The 18,146-nt window shown below is 70.3% G+C and carries 15 protein-coding genes and 1 riboswitch; of the genes, 10 read left to right on the plus strand and 5 right to left on the minus strand.

The window, feature by feature from the left end; genetic code table 11:
- Positions 1-324: 324 nt before the first annotated feature.
- The 8 genes from UAA55_RS10570 (at position 325) to thiC (ending at position 9,446) form a co-directional block, all read left to right on the plus strand.
- Complete coding sequence (locus UAA55_RS10570; protein WP_322952650.1) at positions 325-1,614, plus strand: Xaa-Pro dipeptidase; 1,290 nt, start codon at positions 325-327, stop codon at positions 1,612-1,614.
- Between the two features lie 186 nt (positions 1,615-1,800).
- Positions 1,801-2,232: a protein tyrosine phosphatase family protein gene (locus UAA55_RS10575; RefSeq protein ID WP_322952651.1), complete on the plus strand. Its 432-nt coding sequence runs from the start codon at positions 1,801-1,803 to the stop codon at positions 2,230-2,232.
- Positions 2,233-2,281: 49 nt separating this feature from the next.
- Positions 2,282-2,590 carry a hypothetical protein gene (locus UAA55_RS10580; protein WP_322952652.1) on the plus strand — a complete coding sequence of 103 codons (309 nt, stop codon included), beginning with the start codon at positions 2,282-2,284 and terminating at the stop codon, positions 2,588-2,590.
- A gap of 167 nt (positions 2,591-2,757) precedes the next feature.
- A complete protein-coding gene (locus UAA55_RS10585) occupies positions 2,758-3,972 on the plus strand; it encodes a molybdopterin-dependent oxidoreductase (protein WP_322952653.1) in 1,215 nt (404 codons plus the stop codon).
- Positions 3,973-3,988: 16 nt separating this feature from the next.
- The gene (locus UAA55_RS10590; RefSeq protein WP_322952654.1) at positions 3,989-4,324 is read left to right on the plus strand and encodes a hypothetical protein; all 336 of its coding nucleotides are present in this window, start codon (positions 3,989-3,991) and stop codon (positions 4,322-4,324) included.
- A gap of 116 nt (positions 4,325-4,440) precedes the next feature.
- A complete protein-coding gene (locus UAA55_RS10595; protein WP_322952656.1) occupies positions 4,441-5,769 on the plus strand; it encodes a lysozyme inhibitor LprI family protein in 1,329 nt (442 codons plus the stop codon).
- An 81-nt stretch (positions 5,770-5,850) separates the two neighbouring features.
- Positions 5,851-7,212 carry a lysozyme inhibitor LprI family protein gene (locus UAA55_RS10600; RefSeq protein WP_322952657.1) on the plus strand — a complete coding sequence of 454 codons (1,362 nt, stop codon included), beginning with the start codon at positions 5,851-5,853 and terminating at the stop codon, positions 7,210-7,212.
- 99 nt (positions 7,213-7,311) lie between these two features.
- Positions 7,312-7,422, plus strand: a riboswitch (TPP riboswitch).
- 170 nt (positions 7,423-7,592) lie between these two features.
- A complete protein-coding gene (gene thiC / locus UAA55_RS10605; RefSeq protein WP_322952659.1) occupies positions 7,593-9,446 on the plus strand; it encodes a phosphomethylpyrimidine synthase ThiC in 1,854 nt (617 codons plus the stop codon).
- 61 nt (positions 9,447-9,507) lie between these two features.
- Here thiC and UAA55_RS10610 read toward each other — a convergent pair whose 3' ends face one another.
- Positions 9,508-9,855 carry a hypothetical protein gene (locus UAA55_RS10610; protein ID WP_322952660.1) on the minus strand — a complete coding sequence of 116 codons (348 nt, stop codon included), beginning with the start codon at positions 9,853-9,855 and terminating at the stop codon, positions 9,508-9,510.
- 138 nt (positions 9,856-9,993) lie between these two features.
- Positions 9,994-10,671 (minus strand): TetR/AcrR family transcriptional regulator, encoded by a 678-nt coding sequence (locus tag UAA55_RS10615; RefSeq protein ID WP_322952661.1) that lies wholly within the window; start codon positions 10,669-10,671, stop codon positions 9,994-9,996.
- A 78-nt stretch (positions 10,672-10,749) separates the two neighbouring features.
- On the opposite strand from UAA55_RS10615, the gene UAA55_RS10620 reads away from it, so the two are divergent.
- Positions 10,750-11,904, plus strand: coding sequence for an FAD-dependent oxidoreductase (locus UAA55_RS10620; RefSeq protein WP_322952662.1), 1,155 nt, complete (start codon positions 10,750-10,752; stop codon positions 11,902-11,904).
- On the opposite strand, the gene UAA55_RS10625 is transcribed toward UAA55_RS10620, so the two are convergent.
- The 3 genes from UAA55_RS10625 to UAA55_RS10635 are packed head-to-tail and all read right to left on the minus strand — an operon-like array spanning position 11,890 to position 16,044.
- Complete coding sequence (locus UAA55_RS10625; RefSeq protein WP_322952663.1) at positions 11,890-13,041, minus strand: glycoside hydrolase family 99-like domain-containing protein; 1,152 nt, start codon at positions 13,039-13,041, stop codon at positions 11,890-11,892. The genes UAA55_RS10620 and UAA55_RS10625 overlap by 15 nt on opposite strands.
- Positions 13,038-14,519: a glycosyltransferase family 9 protein gene (locus tag UAA55_RS10630; RefSeq protein ID WP_322952664.1), complete on the minus strand. Its 1,482-nt coding sequence runs from the start codon at positions 14,517-14,519 to the stop codon at positions 13,038-13,040. The genes UAA55_RS10625 and UAA55_RS10630 overlap by 4 nt, the downstream gene beginning before the upstream one ends.
- A 10-nt stretch (positions 14,520-14,529) precedes the next feature.
- A complete protein-coding gene (locus UAA55_RS10635; protein ID WP_322952665.1) occupies positions 14,530-16,044 on the minus strand; it encodes a glycosyltransferase family 9 protein in 1,515 nt (504 codons plus the stop codon).
- 191 nt (positions 16,045-16,235) lie between these two features.
- Here UAA55_RS10635 and UAA55_RS10640 point away from each other — a divergent pair, with 191 nt between their 5' ends.
- Positions 16,236-18,146, plus strand: a complete 1,911-nt coding sequence (locus UAA55_RS10640) for a tetratricopeptide repeat protein (protein ID WP_322952666.1) — start codon at positions 16,236-16,238, stop codon at positions 18,144-18,146.

Genomic DNA, 18,146 nt, shown 5'->3' on the forward strand with positions numbered 1-18,146 from the left:
TCCGGACGGATATGGAACCCCAATTTGGGAGGAGGAAGGTGAGCCCGCGCCTTTGGCGCCGGGCTTTGCCGGTGGCCGTTTTGAACGACACGACCCTTTCACGCGCGGACGCGGGCGACCTGTCGCTCATTCCCTTCATTTTTTAAGGAAAGCGTTTTCGTCGCAGCCGTCCCGGTTTCAAGAGCCTGACATTTGATTGTCACGTTGACGCGGCCGGGTACCATCGGCACTTTCCGGCCAACGCTGTATCCAAAATCCAAAGAACGGGGGCTCCACATCATGACCCATCGCGCCACGCGACGCATCCGACCAATTGGCCGCCCTATGGGCCATCTGGCCCGGCGCCTGCTGGCCAGCCTCAGCCTGAGCGCCCTGATGGCGGCGGGTGCCGCCCAGGCCGACACCGTGCTGGTGACGGCCGACCATCTGGTCGACGTGCTGGCCGGCAAGGTGGTGGACCGGCCGGCGGTGCTGATCGTCGACGGCCGCATCGCGGCGGTGGGCGCGCAGGGGACGGTGACGGCGCCGGCCGACGCCCGCACGGTGGCCCTGCCCGGCCTGACCCTGCTGCCCGGCCTGATCGACATGCACACCCATATGACCAGCCAGCCCACCTGGAACGGCTATGAGTCGCTGGGCGTCACCACCGCCGACAAGGCCATCGCCGGTGTCGCCAACGCCAAGGTCACGCTGATGGCCGGCTTCACCGCCGTGCGCAACGTGGGCGCCGACGCCTTCACCGACGTGGCCCTGCGCAACGCCATCGACAGCGGCCTGGTGCCCGGCCCCCGCATGAAAGTGTCCGGCCCCCTGCTGGGCGCCACCGGCGGCCATTGCGATGAGAACCTGCTGCCCGCCGACTATGGCCGCGTGGGTGAGGGTGTGGCCGACAGCCCCTGGGGCATGGTGCAGAAGGTGCGCTGGGTGAAGAAGTTCGGCGCCGACCTGGTGAAGGTCTGCGCCACCGGCGGCGTGCTGTCCAAGGGCGACAGCCCGGGCGCGCAGCAGCTGTCGCAGGAGGAGCTGGACGCCATCGCCAAGGAGGCCCACGCCCTGGGCATGAAGGTGGCCGCCCACGCCCACGGCACCGACGGCATCAAGGCCGCCATCCGCGCCGGCATCGACACCATCGAGCATGCCAGCCTGATCGACGACGAGGGCATCGAGATGGCCAAGAAGCGCGGCACCTGGCTGGGCATGGACATCTACAACGACGACTACATCCTGGCGGAAGGCGCCAAGGTCGGCATGCTGCCGGAAAGCCTGGAGAAGGAGCGCAAGATCGGCCGCGTCCAGCGCGAGAACTTCGCCAAGGCGGTCAAGGCCGGCGCCAAGATGATCTACAGCACTGACGCCGGCGTCTATCCCCACGGCGACAACGGCAAGCAGTTCGCCAAGATGGTGCAGTGGGGCATGACCCCGCTGGAGGCCATCCGCGCCGCCACCCGCAACGCCGCCGAGGCCATGGGTACCGCCCAGGACATCGGCGCCGTGGCCGTGGGCCGCTACGGCGATCTGGTGGCGGTGAAGGGCGACCCGCTGGCCGACGTCACCCTGCTGGAGCACATCCCCGTGGTGATCAAGGGCGGCGAGGTCGTGAAGGATCAGCGCTGAGTTTTTCAGCTCCCTCAGGCGGCGGGCGCGGGCATCCGCCCGCTTGCCTCACGGGCCTGGCCGGCCCGGGCCGGCAGTCGCCAGCCTGAGATGCGCATAAGGGATATAAGCCGACACTGGAACCGGGCGGGCGAATGGGGGTAGCTTCTCCCCCGACCCCGCCCGCTTATCCGGAGCCCCAAGCCCATGCTGACCCCCCGTCCCCTGACCGACAGCCTCAGCGTCGCCCCGCAGATCGAGGAGGCGGACTTCGCCCAGGCCAAGGCGCTGGGCTTCCGCACCATCATCAACAACCGCCCCGACGGGGAAGAGCCGGGGCAACTGACCTCCGCCCGGGGGGCCGAGCTGGCCAAGGAGGCCGGCCTGGACTACGTGTACCTGCCGGTCAACCAGTCGAACCTGGGCCCGCAGACGGCGGCCGCCTTTGCCGAGGCCCTGGCCAAGCTGCCGGGCCCGGTGCTGGCCCACTGCCGGTCCGGCACGCGCAGCACCATCCTGTGGTCGCTGGGTGCGGCGTCCAACGGCACCCCGGTGAACGAGATCATCGAGGCCGCCGGCCGCCAGGGCTATGACCTGAGCCCCTATGCCCACGCCCTGGAAAACCTGGCGCGCGGCTGAGCTTGATTCCATCCGCCGACCAATCGTCAACATTGATCAACATATACACATGACCCGCCGCATCCCCCTGGCGCTGGCCGCCCTGCTGGCCGCCGCCCCGATCATCGTCACCGCCCTGCCGGCGGCGGCGCAAGGCCCCGCCTGCACCCGCCCCGACCGCCCCAAGCTGCCCCCCGGCAAGAAGTCCAAGGGCCCGGAGATGGAGGCGGCGGAGAAGAAGGTGGGCGACTACACCACCAAGATGACCGCCTACCTGAAGTGCCTGGACAAGGCCAAGACCGACGCCATGACCGAGCACAAGGGCGTGATCGAGGAATGGAACGGCGTCATCGACGCCTACAAGAAGAACCCCGGCTGAGAGTCGGGCCCGCCGCCAGCCAGGCCACGACCGTTCCCTTAGACCGAACGGTACAATGCCAACAAAGCGTTGGATAGATCGGTCATCCTGCTTCTCAATAGGCCGGACAACCATGCCGGGACAAACGGTCCCGGCCATGGCGCCATCCATCGAGGAGGGTCGGGACCATGGACCAAGGCCATCGGGTTCCCATGATCGGCAGGCGGGGGTTCATCGCGGGTGCCGCCGCCCTGGGCGCGCTGCAACGCCCCACCGGGGCGCTGGGCGCCCTGGCGCGCGACGCGGATGAGGCCGTGTTCACCTCCGCCTTCCCGCAAAAGGGGCGGATGATCCTGCAGCGGACCCGCCCGCCCCTGCTGGAAACGCCGTTCGAGGTGTTCGACCAAGGCGTCTTCACCCCCAACGACCGGTTCTTTGTGCGGTGGCACTGGGCGGACATTCCCGAACAGGTGGATGTGGCCACCTTCACGCTGAAGGTGCACGGCCATGTGGACCGGCCCCTGACCCTGGGCCTGGGTGATCTGCTGGCCATGCCGCGCATCGAGTACGCGGCGGTCAACCAATGCTCCGGCAACTCCCGCAGCCTGTTCAGCCCCCGCGTCGGCGGGGCCCAGTGGCGGCACGGGGCCATGGGCAACGCCCGCTGGGTAGGCGTGCCGCTGAAGGCCGTGCTGGACCGGGCCGGGGTCAAGGCCGGCGCCGTGGCCATCCGCGCCCGGGGCCTGGATGAGCCCGTCGTGCCCGACGCCCCCGCCTTCGCCAAGTCCCTGGCCATCGACCATGCCCGGGACGGCGAGGTCATGATCGCCTTCCAGATGAACGGGGAGCAATTGCCCCTGCTGAACGGCTTCCCCCTGCGGCTGGTGGTGCCGGGCTGGTATTCCACCTACTGGGTCAAGATGCTGAGCGATATCGAGGTGCTGGCGGCGGCCGATGACGAGTACTGGACCAAGGTCGCCTACCGCATCCCCGACACGCCGCACGCGTCGGTGGCGCCGGGGCAAGCCGGCTACGCCCAGGTTCCCATCAACCGCATGGTCCCCCGGTCCTTCATCACCAACCTGGTGGACGGCGCGCAAGTGGCGGCGGGCAAGCCCCTGGCCCTGCGCGGCCTGGCCCTCGGCGGCGACCAGGGCGTGGCGGCGGTGGAGGTGTCCGCCGATGGCGGCGCCACCTGGCGCCGGGCGCAGCTGGGCCGGGACGAGGGGCGCTACAGCTTCCGCCAATGGCACCTCACCACGACCGGCCCAGCCGCAGGCCCAGTGCGGTTGATGGCCCGCTGCACCAACACCGCCGGGGAGACCCAGCCCCTGGAGGCCAACTGGAACCCCAACGGCTTCATGCGCAACGTGGTCGAGACGACCACGCTGACGGCCACCTGACGGAGGAGGTCGCACGATGAATCGCACCTGGATTCTGGCCATCGCCGCCGCCGGCCTTGCCACGCCCGCCTTCGCCGCATCCGACGCCACCACGGTCACGGGGCCCGGCGGCGTCACTCTGCCGTCCGTGACGGTGGATCTGCCCCAATCGGATCGGGAGTTCCCCGGCACCGACGCGGCGGCCATCAACAACAACTGTCTGACCTGCCATTCCGCCGGCATGGTGTTGAGGCAGCCCCCCTTCCCCCGGGAGAAGTGGGCGGAGATCGTGAACAAGATGATCCAGACCTACAAGGCGCCCATCGACGCCGGCGACGTCCCTGCCATCGTCGACTATCTGGCGAAGCGGTAGGACGCCGGGGGCCACGATCCTGTGGCAATCGCGGGCGTGATGCCTGATCTTGTCGGCCCCGCCGCCGACCCAGGTTGCCCAGTCCCGTGATCAGACGCCCCGTGATCAGATTCCCCGTGATTCGACACCGTGTTCTGCCCGCCATCGCCACCGCCCTCCTGCTGGCATCCCCGGGCCTGGCGGCCGCCCCCTGCGCCACGGCGGGCAAGCGCACGGAACGGATGATCTGCGCCAGCCCGGCGCTGCGGGCCGAGGATGCGGAGATCGCGCGCCTGTACCGGCTGGCGAAGGCCAAGGCGGGCGCGCACGCGGCGGCCGTGATCGCCGAGCAGGCGCGCTGGCTGGCGACACGCGACCGGCTGTGTGGCGACCTGGCGCCGGCGGATGATGAACGGGCGCGCACCTGCCTGGCCCGCGCGCTGCCCCTGCGCCGCGCCGCGCTGGCGGCGCAGGCGGCCAAGCCGGATCAGCCCTTCTGCGAGCGCGCCGCCGCCACCCTGGCCGCCGCGCGCGGGCTGGACGGCGGCCCGCCCGTGGGCGACCTGGATGAGCAGTTGATCGGTGCCGGCCTGCTGACCCCGGCACCGGAGCAGGAACTGACCCCGGCATGGCGCGACCGGCTGCCGCCGGAGGCGACGCAGGACGCCGGCGACCAGATGGCCGTGGTGCCCTTCGGCCGCGCCCATGTGGCGGTGACGGCGCTGGACGACGCCGCGTCGTGCACCAGCTTCAGCGTCCATTGGCTGGACACGGCCGGCAACGGCGGCCCCGCCCTGCCGCCGCCCGAGACCCGCCCGGCGGACAAGCCGGCCTATTGCTGGTCGGAAAGCGCCGGCTTCGGCCTGGACGCCACCGGCGCCCCGGTCTTCTTCGCCCAGGATTCCGGCCCCAGCCGCCCCATGGCCCGTCCCACCCGCACCGACATCCGCATCCACCCCGTGCATCGCGACCGTTGGGGGGCGGCCTGTCGCATCGAGGCGACCTACCAGACCGAATTCCGCCTGGGCGATGGCCGCTGCGCCGCCGACGCCGCGACCTGCAAGGCCCTGGCCGAGGCCACCCCGCGCTGGGCCACCGCCCTGGCCGCCAGCCCCTGGTCCATCGGCGCCGACCACCCGCCGGGCCGCCCCGACTATCCCGCCCTGGACAACCTCGTGCCCTACACCGGCCCCTTCGTCCCCGCCTTCCTGACCATCCCCAGCGTCAAGGGCTGGACCTACACCGGCCTGCCCAATTTCGAGGAGGAGGCACCCCTGCTGCACTGGCAGAGCCCCGGCGGGCCGCTGATCCTGCGCCTGTCCCCCGGCATGCTGAACTGGCGCCCCGGCCCCATGATCCTGGGCGCCTGGCGGCGGGAGGGCGACACCCTGACCCCGGTGGCGGCCTACACCATCAACCAGGTGCGGGTGGGCGTGCCGGCGGTGACGATGGCGGCCCGGCCCTGAGGCCCGCCGTCAGCACCTATGGCGTTCCTGGCAAAGATGTTTAATTCTGTCGGCAACCTCCACCACCGGTTGCCTACCGCCGTGAACCGCCTTCCCGCCCTGATCACCGCCGCGCTGTTTCTTTCCGGCACCGCCCTGGCCGCCGGCCCCAGCTTTGACTGCGCAGCCGCCAAGACGCCGACCGAGCGGGCGATTTGCGCTGATCCGAAGCTGGCGGACCAGGATAGGGAGGTCGCGCGGCTTTACAGGCAAGTGTTGACCCAGGCCGGCACGGACGTGGCGGCACTGGTCGGCGAACAGCGTCGATGGCTGGCCACACGGGACCGCCTGTGCCAAGGGCCCGCCAAGCCGACGTCGCCCCTGACGGTCGGGTGGCCGACAGAGGCGGAATGCCTGTCCCAAACGATGATCCTACGCCAGGCGGCGCTGACGGCCCTGAGTAAAGGGGAAGGTGACCCGTCGTTTTGCCCTCGCGCATCGATGACGCTGACCCAGGCCCGCACCGCTGACGACTCCCCGCTGCAAATTCCCCTGGATCGGCAGATGATCGCCGCCGGGCTCGTGGTTCCGGCGCCTGAGGAAAAGCTCAGCCCCGCTTGGCGCCATCGGCTGCCGGCAGCGGCGATCCGGCGCCGGGGCGACGCCATAGCCATCATTCCCTTCGGGTCATCGCATGTGGCAGTGACAGCAACGGGGGGCACGGCCGATTGCGTCCGCGTCACCGCCTTTCCCTTGGACGCCAACGGGAAAGCTGGCCCCGCCCTGCCGCGGCCGGAAAACCGCGCCCAGCCGTATTGCTGGACGGAAACCGTCGGCTTCGGCACGGACGGCAGCGGACGGCCCCTGTTCTTCACCCAAAACGCGGACAGCGTCCGGTCAGAGGCTGGCCCTGAACGCTCAACCCTGTTCATCCGACTGGCCGGAAAAAGCCGCTGGGGCGATTCCTGCAACATCGAGGTGACCTATCAGGCCGCCTTCCGCCTGGGCGAGGGCACCTGCACTGCCAGCGCGCCCGTCTGCCAAGCCCTGCGGGAAGCGGCGCCCGGGTGGGCGGCCACGGTGGGCGCCAGCCCGTGGGCGAAGGCGGGCCCCTTTCATCCGGCTGGCGGGCCCGCTTATCCCGCCCTGTCCAATCTGACACCCCAGGAGACGGATGGCGCAGGGCCGGAAGGGACCTACGATGTGCCAGACTTTCCCGGCTGGCATTATCGGGGTTTCTCGGCGTTCGAGATGTCGTCGCCATTGATGACCTGGCAAAGTCTGGACGGGCCGCTGACCGTACGTGTCGCGCCGGGCACCTTGGGCTGGCGGGTGGGCGCCATGATCTTGGGCGTCTGGCGGCAGCAAGGCGACTCACTGATACCCGTGGCCGGCTACGTCATCGACCGGGTGCGCATCGGCCAGCCCAGCATCAAGACCGTCTCCGCCGTCCAAATCGACTGATGCGAACCGGTCGGCGGAACTGAACGTCCCCCAACCATTCCCCCACCGCCCCATTTCCCCACCCATTGACACCCGTGCCCCGGGGCGCGCACAGTGCGGCCTTCGTTCCAGGGGTGCGCCGGAGGGCGCTGAGATCCGCGGAGAGACGCGGGGACCCTTTGAACCTGATCCGGATCGTACCGGCGTAGGGATGGGAACAGGGGCCTTCGCGTATCTACCCGCCAATGGGATCACACGCGCATCCGCCCTGTAGGCCGTAACCGCAGCGGCCGTTTTCCTTCCTCCCCATCGTCGTTGCCCCGGGTTGGCGACATGTGACGTGCCGGACGCATCAGCGGCCAGAGAGCCAAGGGCGCCGGACTACGGAGGAGCACGACCCTATGCCCGATACCCTGACCCCGGCCGCGATTCCGGGAAGCGACGGCTTCGCCGTTACCACCGGGCCCCTGCCCGCCTCCCGCAAGGTCCACATCCCGGGCACCCTGCACCCCGACCTGCGCGTGGCCATGCGCGAGATCGACCTGAGCCCCAGCGCCAATGAGCCGCCGGTGCGCGTCTATGACCCGTCCGGCCCCTACACCGACCCGGCGGTGACCACCGACATCCGCCTGGGCCTGGCCGAGCTGCGCCGCCCCTGGGTCGAAGGCCGGGGCGATGTGGAGCGCTATGACGGCCGCGCCATCAAGGCGGTGGACAACGGGTTGAGGGAGGGCGAGAGCAGCCCCGTGCCGGTGTTCGACCGCGCCGGCCGCCTGCCCCTGCGCGCCAAGGACGGCAAGGCTGTCACCCAACTGGCCTACGCCCGCGCCGGCATCGTGACGCCGGAGATGGAATACGTCGCCATCCGCGAGAACCTGGGGCGCCAAGCGCTGAAGGAACAGCTGGAGCGCGACGGCGAGAGCTTCGGGGCATCCATCCCGGACTTCGTGACGCCGGAGTTCGTGCGGGATGAGATCGCGCGCGGCCGCGCCATCATCCCCAACAACATCAACCACCCGGAATCGGAGCCGATGGCCATCGGCCGCAACTTCCTGGTCAAGATCAACGCCAACATCGGCAATTCCGCCGTCACCTCCTCCGTCGCGGAAGAGGTGGACAAGCTGGTGTGGTCCATCCGCTGGGGTGCGGACACGGTCATGGACCTGTCCACCGGCCGCAACATCCACACCATCCGCGAATGGATCATCCGCAACAGCCCCGTGCCCATCGGCACCGTGCCCATCTACCAGGCGCTGGAGAAGGTGAACGGCAAGGCCGAGGACCTGACGTGGGAGGTGTTCCGCGACACCCTGATCGAGCAGTGCGAGCAGGGCGTGGACTATTTCACCATCCACGCCGGCGTGCGCCTGGCCCACATCCCCCTGACGGCCAAGCGCGTCACCGGCATCGTCTCGCGCGGCGGGTCCATCATGGCCAAGTGGTGCCTGGCGCATCACAAGGAGAATTTCCTCTACACCCGCTTTGAGGAAATCTGCCAGATCATGAAGGCCTATGACGTGGCCTTCTCGCTGGGTGACGGCCTGCGCCCCGGCAGCATCGCCGACGCCAACGACGCCGCCCAGTTCGCCGAGCTGAAGACCCTGGGCGAGCTGACGCAGATCGCCTGGAAGCACGACGTGCAGGTGATGATCGAGGGCCCGGGCCATGTGCCCATGCACAAGATCAAGGAGAACATGGACCTGCAGCTGAAGTGGTGCGGCGAGGCGCCGTTCTACACGCTGGGGCCGCTCACCACCGACATCGCGCCGGGCTATGACCACATCACCAGCGCCATCGGCGCCGCCCAGATCGGCTGGTTCGGCACCGCCATGCTCTGCTACGTCACGCCCAAGGAGCATCTGGGCCTGCCCGACCGCGACGACGTGAAGGTGGGTGTCGTCACCTACAAGATCGCGGCGCACGCGGCCGACCTGGCCAAGGGCCACCCCGCCGCACGGCTGCGCGACGACGCCCTCAGCCGCGCCCGGTTCGAGTTTCGCTGGCGCGACCAGTTCAACCTGTCGCTGGACCCGGAAACGGCGGAGAAGTTCCACGACCAGACCCTGCCCGCCGACGGCGCCAAGCTGGCGCACTTCTGCAGCATGTGCGGGCCGAAGTTCTGTTCCATGAAGATCAGCCAGGAGGTGCGCGACCTGGCCGGCGTGGAGGGAAGCTTCGTCGAAGCCGAGAAGGGCATGGCCGAGATGTCGGAGGCCTTCCTGGCGCAGGGTGCTGAAATTTATCACACGCCCTGAAGTGACTACGGTCCCCGCCGGTCCGAGCCGGCGGGGATGATCTCTATCGAACCATGGCCGCTCAGTTCTTGGAGATAGCCAAATAATTCACCAGTTCGGTGTTGGACTGGTTTGCGGCGCAGGTACCGGTCCCGCTGACGTACATCGGATAGCCTGCGGAAAAGGCGGTGATCGCACTGGAGGCTATCGCCTGGCCGGAGGGCGTCGAGACATCGACGGCCCAATGGTTGGCGAAGGTGGCGCAGGCTGGTGCTCCGGCTGGGGTCCCACTGAAAACAAACGTGAAAAGCCCGTTGCTGAGCGGTATGATTTGCGTGATGTACCCCTGGGCGAGCCCGCCCGCCACGGCGGCATTCAAGGGCACGAGCGCTACGAGGAAACATAGAAGCGCTACACGTGTCGATTTCATTCCCATCTCCCAATAGTAGCGCCAGCAGTCTCTGATAGCGTCGGCTCAATCTCAAGCAGGAGAGTGGGAGGGCGTCCCCCAACTGGACGGCACGGTAGCGGCCCTGTTTCTTCGCCAACGTCAAGCCGGCGTAGACCTTTATCGCACCGTCCCGATGCCGGCCAGGATGAGGTCGATGCCGGCCAGGAACTGGTCACGGTCATCGTGCGCCGCCAGCTGCGGCGCCACCTGACGCAGGAAGGGATATTCGGCCGGATCCAGCCGCGCCCATCCCCCCGCGATGTCCGCCAGCGCGGCCGAGCGATCCGTTCCCGGCGCCTGCAGACGGGCGTTGGCCGCGTTCTGTCCGGCGGCGCCGAAAATGTAGGTCACCAGCGCCGACCAGGCGTTGAACCAGGCCCCCTCTGGCACGCCCAGTTCCCACAGCCGGCCGCCGATGGCCTCGAAAACACGCAGCATCGCCGGCTGCCACGGCGCGCGGGAGAACTGGGCGCCGACCCAGGGGTGCGCGTCGATGGCGCCGAACATGCCCAGGGCGATGGTCCGGATCGCCGCGCGCGGTTCCACCCCGCCGGCCCCCATCCCGGATATGGCCCCGGACATGGCCCGCGTGACGACATGGTCGGTGGCCGCCGCCAGCAGTTCCCCCTTGTCGGCGACATGCCAGTAGATCGCCCCGCTGCCCGTCGCCAGGCGAGCGGCCAGCGCGCGGAAGGTCAGCGCATCCTCGCCACCCGCGTCGAGGATGGTGATCGCGGCCGCCACGATCCTTTCTTTGGAAAGCGCGTCCGCGCGCCGGTCGGTCCGTTTCGTCATGGGATCATCTTGACATTCATGGAACGTCGTTCCAATTAATATCTATGGAACGCCGTTCCAACATCCAAAGGAAGCAAGATGACGACACCCGTCACCATCATCGGCGCGGGCCTGGGCGGCCTGGTCCTCGCCCGCGTGCTGCACCTCCACGGCATCCCCACGACGATTTATGAGGCGGAGGCCTCGGCCGGCGCCCGCGCGCAGGGCGGCATGCTGGACATCCATGAGCGGGACGGGCAGGTGGCGCTGAAGGCCGCCGGCCTGGTCGACCAGTTCCGCGCTCTGATCCATCCCGGTGGGGAGGCGTCGCGGGTGCTGGACCCCCAGGGCGCCGTGCTGCTGGACCAGCCGGACGACGGCAGGGGCGGCCGGCCCGAGGTGCTGCGGGGGGAGCTGCGGCGCCTGCTGCTGGACAGCCTGCCGGCGGGAACCGTCCAGTGGGGCCGGAAGCTAGCGCACGTGGCGGCGCTGGGCGACGGGCGGCATGAACTGACCTTCACGGACGGGGCCAGCGTGACCACCGGCCTGCTGGTGGGGGCCGATGGCGCCTGGTCCAAGGTGCGGCCGCTGCTGTCGGACGCCACGCCCGCCTATGCCGGCGCCACCTTCATCGATACCTACCTGTTCGACGCCGACGCGCGATATCCGGCGACGGCCCAGGCGGCGGTAGGTGGCGGTGGGATGTTCGCCATGACTCCCGGCCAGGGCATCTTCGCCCACCGTGAGCCCGGCGGCACCCTGCACGCCTATATCGGCCTGAGGCGGCCGGCCGAGTGGATCGCCGCCATCGACTTCGGCGACGTGGCCGCCGCCAAGGCCCGGCTCGCTGCGGAGTTCGACGGCTGGGCCCCGGCCCTGACCGCACTGATCACGCACAGCGACACGCCACCAGTGCCGCGCCTGCTGCACACCCTGCCCACCGGCCACCGCTGGGACCGCGTGCCCGGCGTGACGCTGCTGGGCGACGCCGCCCACTTGGCCCCACCGGCCGGCGAAGGCGCCAACCTGGCCATGCTGGATGGTGCTGAGCTGGCGCAGGCTATCGCGTCCCATCCCGGCGATATCGAGGCGGCGCTGGCCGCTTATGAATCCGTGATGTTCCCACGCAGCGCGGCGGCGGCGGCCGGCGCACACCGCATCCTGAACCTATGCCTGGGCGACAGCGCGCCCTTCGGCTTGCTCGACTTCTTCGCCGGCGCCTTCTCACGCCGGGATGCCTCAGGGGAAGGCTGACAGCTCGTCCTCGATCTGGCGGCACAGGGCGGCGATGGCGTCGTAATCCACGCCGGACGTGCGGCCGGGGGTGGGTTCGCCCACCCGGGTCAGGGCGACGTAGCCGCCCTGGCGGATGCCGTTGGCGGTCTCGTCCAGCACGGTGCTGCCGAATTGGGTGGTGGGTTCGATCTGGCTGCGCTGGCGCCAATGGTTCCAGCTGTCGATGAAAACCAGCCGCTCCGCTTCCGGGAAATGCTGGGCGACATGGACCATGGCCCCGGCCAGGAAGCGGCGGTAGAGCACGGAGCTGGTGCTGGCCAGCAGCGTCGCCCCGCCCTGCGGATGGTCGGGCCAGTCGGCGTAGTCCAGCACCACGCGGGGGAAGACCTTGCCCCGGCTGGCGCGGTCCACCATGCGGCTGTTCACGAACTGCGCATAACTCATTATGGTGTCGTCGAACATGCCGCCGTCAGCCTGCCCCGCCTCCGCCTGCAAAAACGTATAGCCGTTCAGCAGCTCCGCCGGTTTGCAGGAGCGCCACTGCGCCGGGCCAGGGTCCAGCAGGGCGTCGAAGCCGGCCTCCAACAGGCCGCCCCGCGTCTCCGCCGCCGTGGCGACGAGGTAGAGGCCGCCCAGGCCGGTGGCGTCGGCCGCCTTTCGCAGCAGGGCCACGGTGGCCGCCGGGTCCGGCAGCGTATAGGGCTCGTTCACCACCAGCACCTGGCGGCCGTCGGCCAGCAGTGGGCTGAAGCCGGCGATGGCGGCCATCAGGGTCGCGGCATCCGCCGCCGGATCGTCCACCGGCGCCGGCGTCCAGCGGAAGGCCAGGCCGAAACCGTCATCGCACCAGGCGTCCAGGCACTCCGCCCCCGTGAGGTAGCCGCCCTCAAACCGGTGACAATCCAGGACGAAGCCGCCGATGCCGGTGGCGCGCGCCACCGCCACCACCCGACCGGCGCCGGCCGCGTCCGCCAGATCGTAGCGCCCCAGCGCCTTGCCCGGCTGCAGCAGCGGGCTGTGATGACGCCGGGCGGGGTAGGCGTCCAGCGCCCGCGCCCAGGGATCGCCGCCGCCCAGCGCCTGCCACAGCGGGCCGGATGACTGGAAGCGCGCGTCGAAGAAAGCCAGGACGCGCAGGTTCAGGGGCGGGATCATGCCGCGTCTCCTCTTTCACGGACGGGGGTGCCATAGGCCTCCGCCGCCACGGCCAGGATGGCGGCCACCAGGTCGGCGGGCGCCGGGTGGTTGCGGCAGTCGGGCCCCTTATCCAACGGGCAGGCCCTGTAGCCGCCGCAGGGGGCGCAGGGCAGCGCCGGCGTGGGCAGGCGATAGCCGGTGCGCCGGGGGGCATCGGAATTGCCGGGAAAGGTGGGACCGAACACCGCCACGGTGGGATGGCCCAGGATCTGGCTGGCGAAATGCAGGGGAAAGCTGTCGACGCTGACCATGACGTGATGGTCGAGGATCAGGGCCGCCAGCCGGCCGGTGCTGCCAGCGCTGGCCGGGGTGGCGCCGTCGGCGGCCAGCCCCGGCGCGTCCAGCACCGTGACGGCGCAGCCCAGGCGCACAAGGGCACGGACCAGCACCTGGGCTTGGGAGCCGGGATAGGCCTTCAAGGGCCAGCCGCCCGACAGTTGCATCAGCACGCGCAGGGGTTCCAGCGGCCGGGCGCAGCGGCTGTGGGCCATGGGAGCGCGGCGATAAAGCGTATCGGCCATCGTGGCCACGGGATCGCCGAGCGCGAAGCGCGCCTGGTCCACCAGGTTGAAGGGCGCGCGCGAATAGGATTTGGAAAAGCGGCAATAGACCATGAAGGTCCCGGCCCGCACTTCAGGATTGATGTGCGCCAGGCTGTCCAGGTAATAGCGGCCGTCCGAAACCTCGCCCGTGCGGCTGACGGGCGGCATGTCCAGCACGATAGGCTCCAGCCGGTTGCCGCAATCCCGGAAGATGTCGAGATAGTCGCGGCAGACCACCTGGCGCTGGAAGGCCAGCCGCCCCGCTGGCACCAGGCGGGAGGCCAGGCTGAAGAACAGCACGTCGCCGGCATGGCCTGGGTGGTGGGCGGCGAAGGGCAGCCGGCGCCAGTCCGCCCGCGCGCGCATCAGCCGCACGGCGTCGGCGCATTGCGCCTGCCAGGCGGCCAGATTGTCGCCCAGGATATAGCCCTGGGCGGTGATCTTGGGCAGGGGCGCCAGCGGCTTCAGCGGCGTCTGGCGCCGGGGCACGATCTGGCCGGTCAGTTGCGACAGCAGCTGCGCGTCCGTCGCCGCGCGGTTGGCGGACAGCAGGCACAGGAAGCGGCCCAGGCCCTGGTCGAACAGGGCGCGCGGCAGGACGTAGGCGACGGGAAAGGTCTCCGCGTCCGTCAACACGGCGGGACAGCGCAGGGTATCGCCGCCGCGCAGCAGATCCGCCAGGCGGGCGCCGCGAGAGGCCAGCAGCGGATTGCTGACCACCACGGCGTCGGCCTGGGGCACCCGCGCCAGGGTGCGGCGCGCCACCTCCCACACATATCGCCCGGGGGGCGAGGTGGCGCTGTCCAGCAGTTCCCCCGGGGACAGGCTGCCCATGGAAAAGCGGAAATCGAAGGCTTCCATCCGTCCCTGGCTGATCGCGACCCCGCCCAGCATCGTCAATCTCCTACGCGGCGTCGCCCAGGCCCAGCACGGATGCCGGACTGGCGCCGTAGACTTCCGCCGCCACCTCAAGGATGGCGGCTACCAGCTGCGCCGGGCGCGGCTGGTTGGTGCATTCCCGGGTCATCAGCAGGGGACAGTAGTCCAAGCAGCCGCAGGGGCCGCAGGGCAGGGCGGGCGCCGGAAGCCGATAGCCGGGGCGCCGGGGTGCGTCGGAATTGCCGGGGGCGGTACAGCCGAAGATGGCCACGGTGGGATGGCCCAGGACCTGGCTGGCGAAATGCAGGGGGAAACTGTCGACGCTGAGGAAGACGTGATGCTCGGCCAGCAAGGCCTTCAGCGCGGCCGTGCTGCCGGCCGTGACGACCGTTGCGCCATCAGCGGCGGCGTCGGGCAGGTCGATGACCGTCACGGCGCACCCCAGATCGGTCAGGGCGCGGATCAGCACGCGGCGCTCCCTGGCCGGATAGGCCTTGAGATCCCAACCGCCCGTCAGCTGCATCAGCACCTTCAGCGGTGTGCCTGACGCCAAAGGGGCCGCCCGACTTGCGGCGGTGTGATGCGGAACGGGGGGCGGGCTGCCATAGATCGTATCGGCGAAGGTGGCCACCGGATCGCCCAGGCTGAAGCGCGCATGGTCGATCAGATTGAAGGGCGACTTGGCGTAGGCTTTGGAATAGCGGGAGAAGACGATGAAGGTCTCCTCCACCACGCCCGGCGGCAGATGGGCCAGGCTGTCGATGAAATAGCGGCCGTCGCCCACGTCGGTGTTGCGCGGCGCCGGCGGGATGTCCAGCACGATGGGCGCCAGCCGGTTGCCGCAGTCCCGGAAGATGTCGAGGTAGGCGCGGCACACGACTTGGGCGCTGAAAACCAGGTGTTCGTCCGGCACCAGGCGCGAGGCCAGGCTGAAGAACAGCACGTCGCCGGCATGGCCGGGGTGGTGAGCGGCGAAGGGCAGGTCGCGCCAGTCGTCCCGCGCCCGCATCAGCTTGACGGCGTTGACGCACTGGACCAGCCAGGCCTCCAGGTTGTCGCCCAGGACGTAGCCCTGGGGCGTGCTTTCCGGCAGGGCGCCGATGGCGCGCAGGGTGGTGGGCCGCCGAGGCACGAAACCGCCGCCCGCCAGGCGTGACAGTAGCTGCGCGTCGGCGGCGGAGCGGCTGACCGACAGCAGGCAGAGGAAGCGGCCCAGTCCCTCGTCCAGCAGTCGGCGCGGCAGGATGTAGGCGATGGGGAAGGTGCCCTCGTCCGTCACCACCGCCGGGCTGGGCAACGGCCCGCCGGCCAGCACCAGCTTGGCCAAGCGGCTGGCGCGGATGGGCAGGATTGGGTTGCTGACCACCACGGCGTCGGCGGCCGGACAGGCGGCCAGGGTGCGGCGCGCCACCTCCCACACATAGCGGCCGGGGGGCGTGGTGGCGCAGTCCAGGATGTCATTGGGCGTGAGCGCGCCGGTGGAAAAGCGGAAGTCGAAGGACTCCACCCCGCCGGCCGTTATCGCCAGACTGCTCAGCATCGCCGCCCCCACGGATGAGCTAGCACCCCCGCCCCCCGGTGGCGCCGGCAAAAATAGATTCAATTTTAGCTACACGGACGGCGCCGCCAAAGCAGGCGCGCTATTTGCGCAAAGCGTGGCCGCCGCCCCGCCGGTGGTGGGCCGCCCGGCTTGCCGCCACAGTGGGAGGATGGGGAAGCGGGGGCGGCGACATGACGGCGGTATCCAAGGAACGGTTGATGGTGTCGCCGGAGCTGGCGGCCCTGTTCGGGCAGGCGCAGCACCATGACCGCGCCGGCCGCCTGGATGAGGCGGAAAGGCTGTGCCGCGTCATCCTGCGCCGCCTGCCCAACGAGACCGCCGTGCTGCACCTGCTGGGCGTCATCCTCTGCCGCACCCGGCGCCTGGTGGAGGGGGCGGAGATGCTGGCCGGCGTGGTGGCGGCCCAGCCCGGCAACATCCCGGCCCTGCGCGCCCTGGGCGACGCCTTCCATGCCCTAGGCCACCTGGCCGACAGCGTCATCGCCTACCAGCGCATCCTGTTCCTGCGGCCGGGCGACGCCGACGCGCATCTGCGCCTGGGCTTGTCGCGCCAGGCCATGGGCCAACTGCCAGGGGCCATCGCCGCCTTCCGCATGGCCGCCGCGCTGGATCCCGGCAACGCCGACATCCGCGTCACCCTGGGCATGGCGCTGGAGGCGGAGGGCGACAAGGCCGCCGCCCTGTCCGCCTACGCCGACGCCATCCGCCGCGACGCCGACAACGCCCCGGCCTTCCTGGGTCTGGGTAACGTCCTGGCCGACCGGGGCCGCGCGGCGGAGGCCATGGCCGCCTACGCCCGCGCCCTGCACCTGGCGCCCGACTGGCCGGACGCCCTGACCAACCTGGGCCTGGCCCTGCAGGCCGACGGCCAGCTGGACCAGGCGCTGGCCCTGCACCGCCGCGCCACCCAGCTGGCCCCCGACGCCGCCAACGTCCACGTCAACCTGGGCACCGCCCTGCAACTGGCGGGACAGGGGGCGGCCGCGGTGGACAGCTATCGCCGTGCCGTGGCCCTGACTCCCGGTGACGCGACCTGCCTGTCCAACCTGGGCCAGGCCCTGGCGGAGCAAGGCCAGGTCTCGGAGGCGCTGGCCGTCCACGGCCAGGCGGCCGCCTTGGCCCCCGACAACGGCGTGGTGCGCTTCAATCAGGCGCTGGCCTGGCTGCTGGCCGGCGACGACGCGCGGGGCTGGCCGGCCTACGCCTGGCGCTGGCGCGGCGGGGTCGAAGACCTGGCCGACCGGGGCTTCGCCGTGCCCGAATGGCGGGGGGAGGATCTCACCAGCCGCACCCTGCTGGTGCACGCCGAACAGGGCCTGGGCGACACCCTGCAATTCGTGCGCTTCCTCAGCCGCCTGCCCCGCGATGGCCGCGTCGTGCTGGAAGTGCAGCCGCCCCTGCTGGCCCTGCTGCGCGCCAGCCTGGCGCACGGTGACTTGGCGGACGTGGAAGTGGTGGCGCGGGGGCGCCCCCTGCCGGCGTTCGACCTGCATGTGCCCTTGATGAGCCTGCCGGCGGCGCTGGGTGTGCGCGACGCCGCCGGGCTGGCGGTCCCGGGCCCTTATCTGAAGGCGGACGCCGACCACGCCCGCGCCTGGCGGGACCAGCTGGTCCCGGATGTCCTTAATATCGGCCTCGCCTGGTCCGGCAACCCCAAGCACCGGGCCGACCGGCTGCGCAGCGTGCCCCTGGCCGACCTGGCAGGCCCCTTGGCCGCCCTCGGCGTGGCGCTATGGCCGGTGCAGACCGACCGGCGCCGCGGGGATGAGGAGGTGTTGTCGGCCCTGGGCGTGACCAACGTGGCGCTGAACGGCTTCACCGACACCGCAGCACTACTGGCCGGACTGGATCTGGTGATCACGGTCGACACGGCGGTGGCGCACCTGGCGGGCGCCCTGGGCCGGCCTGTCTGGTTGCTGCTGCCCTACGCCCCCGATTGGCGCTGGCGCCTGGAAAGCCAGGACACGCCTTGGTACCGGGCCACCCGCCTGTTCCGCCAGGAACACCAGGGCGACTGGGCGCCCGTCATCCGCCGGGTGGTGGCTGCCCTCGAGGCGCGCCTACACGCTACCGGCGCCTGA

Origin of the sequence: Nitrospirillum guanabarense (assembly GCF_034653355.1) — a bacterium.
Lineage (GTDB): Bacteria > Pseudomonadota > Alphaproteobacteria > Azospirillales > Azospirillaceae > Nitrospirillum.

What these genes read in the sequence shown, in the direction of transcription:
- UAA55_RS10570 (WP_322952650.1), top strand. Translation starts at nt 325, where the DNA reads ATGGGCCATCTGGCCCGGCGCCTGCTGGCCAGCCTCAGCCTGAGCGCC.
- UAA55_RS10575 (WP_322952651.1), top strand. Translation starts at nt 1,801, where the DNA reads ATGCTGACCCCCCGTCCCCTGACCGACAGCCTCAGCGTCGCCCCGCAG.
- UAA55_RS10580 (WP_322952652.1), top strand. Translation starts at nt 2,282, where the DNA reads ATGACCCGCCGCATCCCCCTGGCGCTGGCCGCCCTGCTGGCCGCCGCC.
- UAA55_RS10585 (WP_322952653.1), top strand. Translation starts at nt 2,758, where the DNA reads ATGGACCAAGGCCATCGGGTTCCCATGATCGGCAGGCGGGGGTTCATC.
- UAA55_RS10590 (WP_322952654.1), top strand. Translation starts at nt 3,989, where the DNA reads ATGAATCGCACCTGGATTCTGGCCATCGCCGCCGCCGGCCTTGCCACG.
- thiC (WP_322952659.1), top strand. Translation starts at nt 7,593, where the DNA reads ATGCCCGATACCCTGACCCCGGCCGCGATTCCGGGAAGCGACGGCTTC.
- UAA55_RS10610 (WP_322952660.1), bottom strand. Translation starts at nt 9,855, where the DNA reads ATGAAATCGACACGTGTAGCGCTTCTATGTTTCCTCGTAGCGCTCGTG.
- UAA55_RS10615 (WP_322952661.1), bottom strand. Translation starts at nt 10,671, where the DNA reads ATGACGAAACGGACCGACCGGCGCGCGGACGCGCTTTCCAAAGAAAGG.
- UAA55_RS10620 (WP_322952662.1), top strand. Translation starts at nt 10,750, where the DNA reads ATGACGACACCCGTCACCATCATCGGCGCGGGCCTGGGCGGCCTGGTC.
- UAA55_RS10625 (WP_322952663.1), bottom strand. Translation starts at nt 13,041, where the DNA reads ATGATCCCGCCCCTGAACCTGCGCGTCCTGGCTTTCTTCGACGCGCGC.
- UAA55_RS10630 (WP_322952664.1), bottom strand. Translation starts at nt 14,519, where the DNA reads ATGCTGGGCGGGGTCGCGATCAGCCAGGGACGGATGGAAGCCTTCGAT.
- UAA55_RS10635 (WP_322952665.1), bottom strand. Translation starts at nt 16,044, where the DNA reads ATGCTGAGCAGTCTGGCGATAACGGCCGGCGGGGTGGAGTCCTTCGAC.
- UAA55_RS10640 (WP_322952666.1), top strand. Translation starts at nt 16,236, where the DNA reads ATGACGGCGGTATCCAAGGAACGGTTGATGGTGTCGCCGGAGCTGGCG.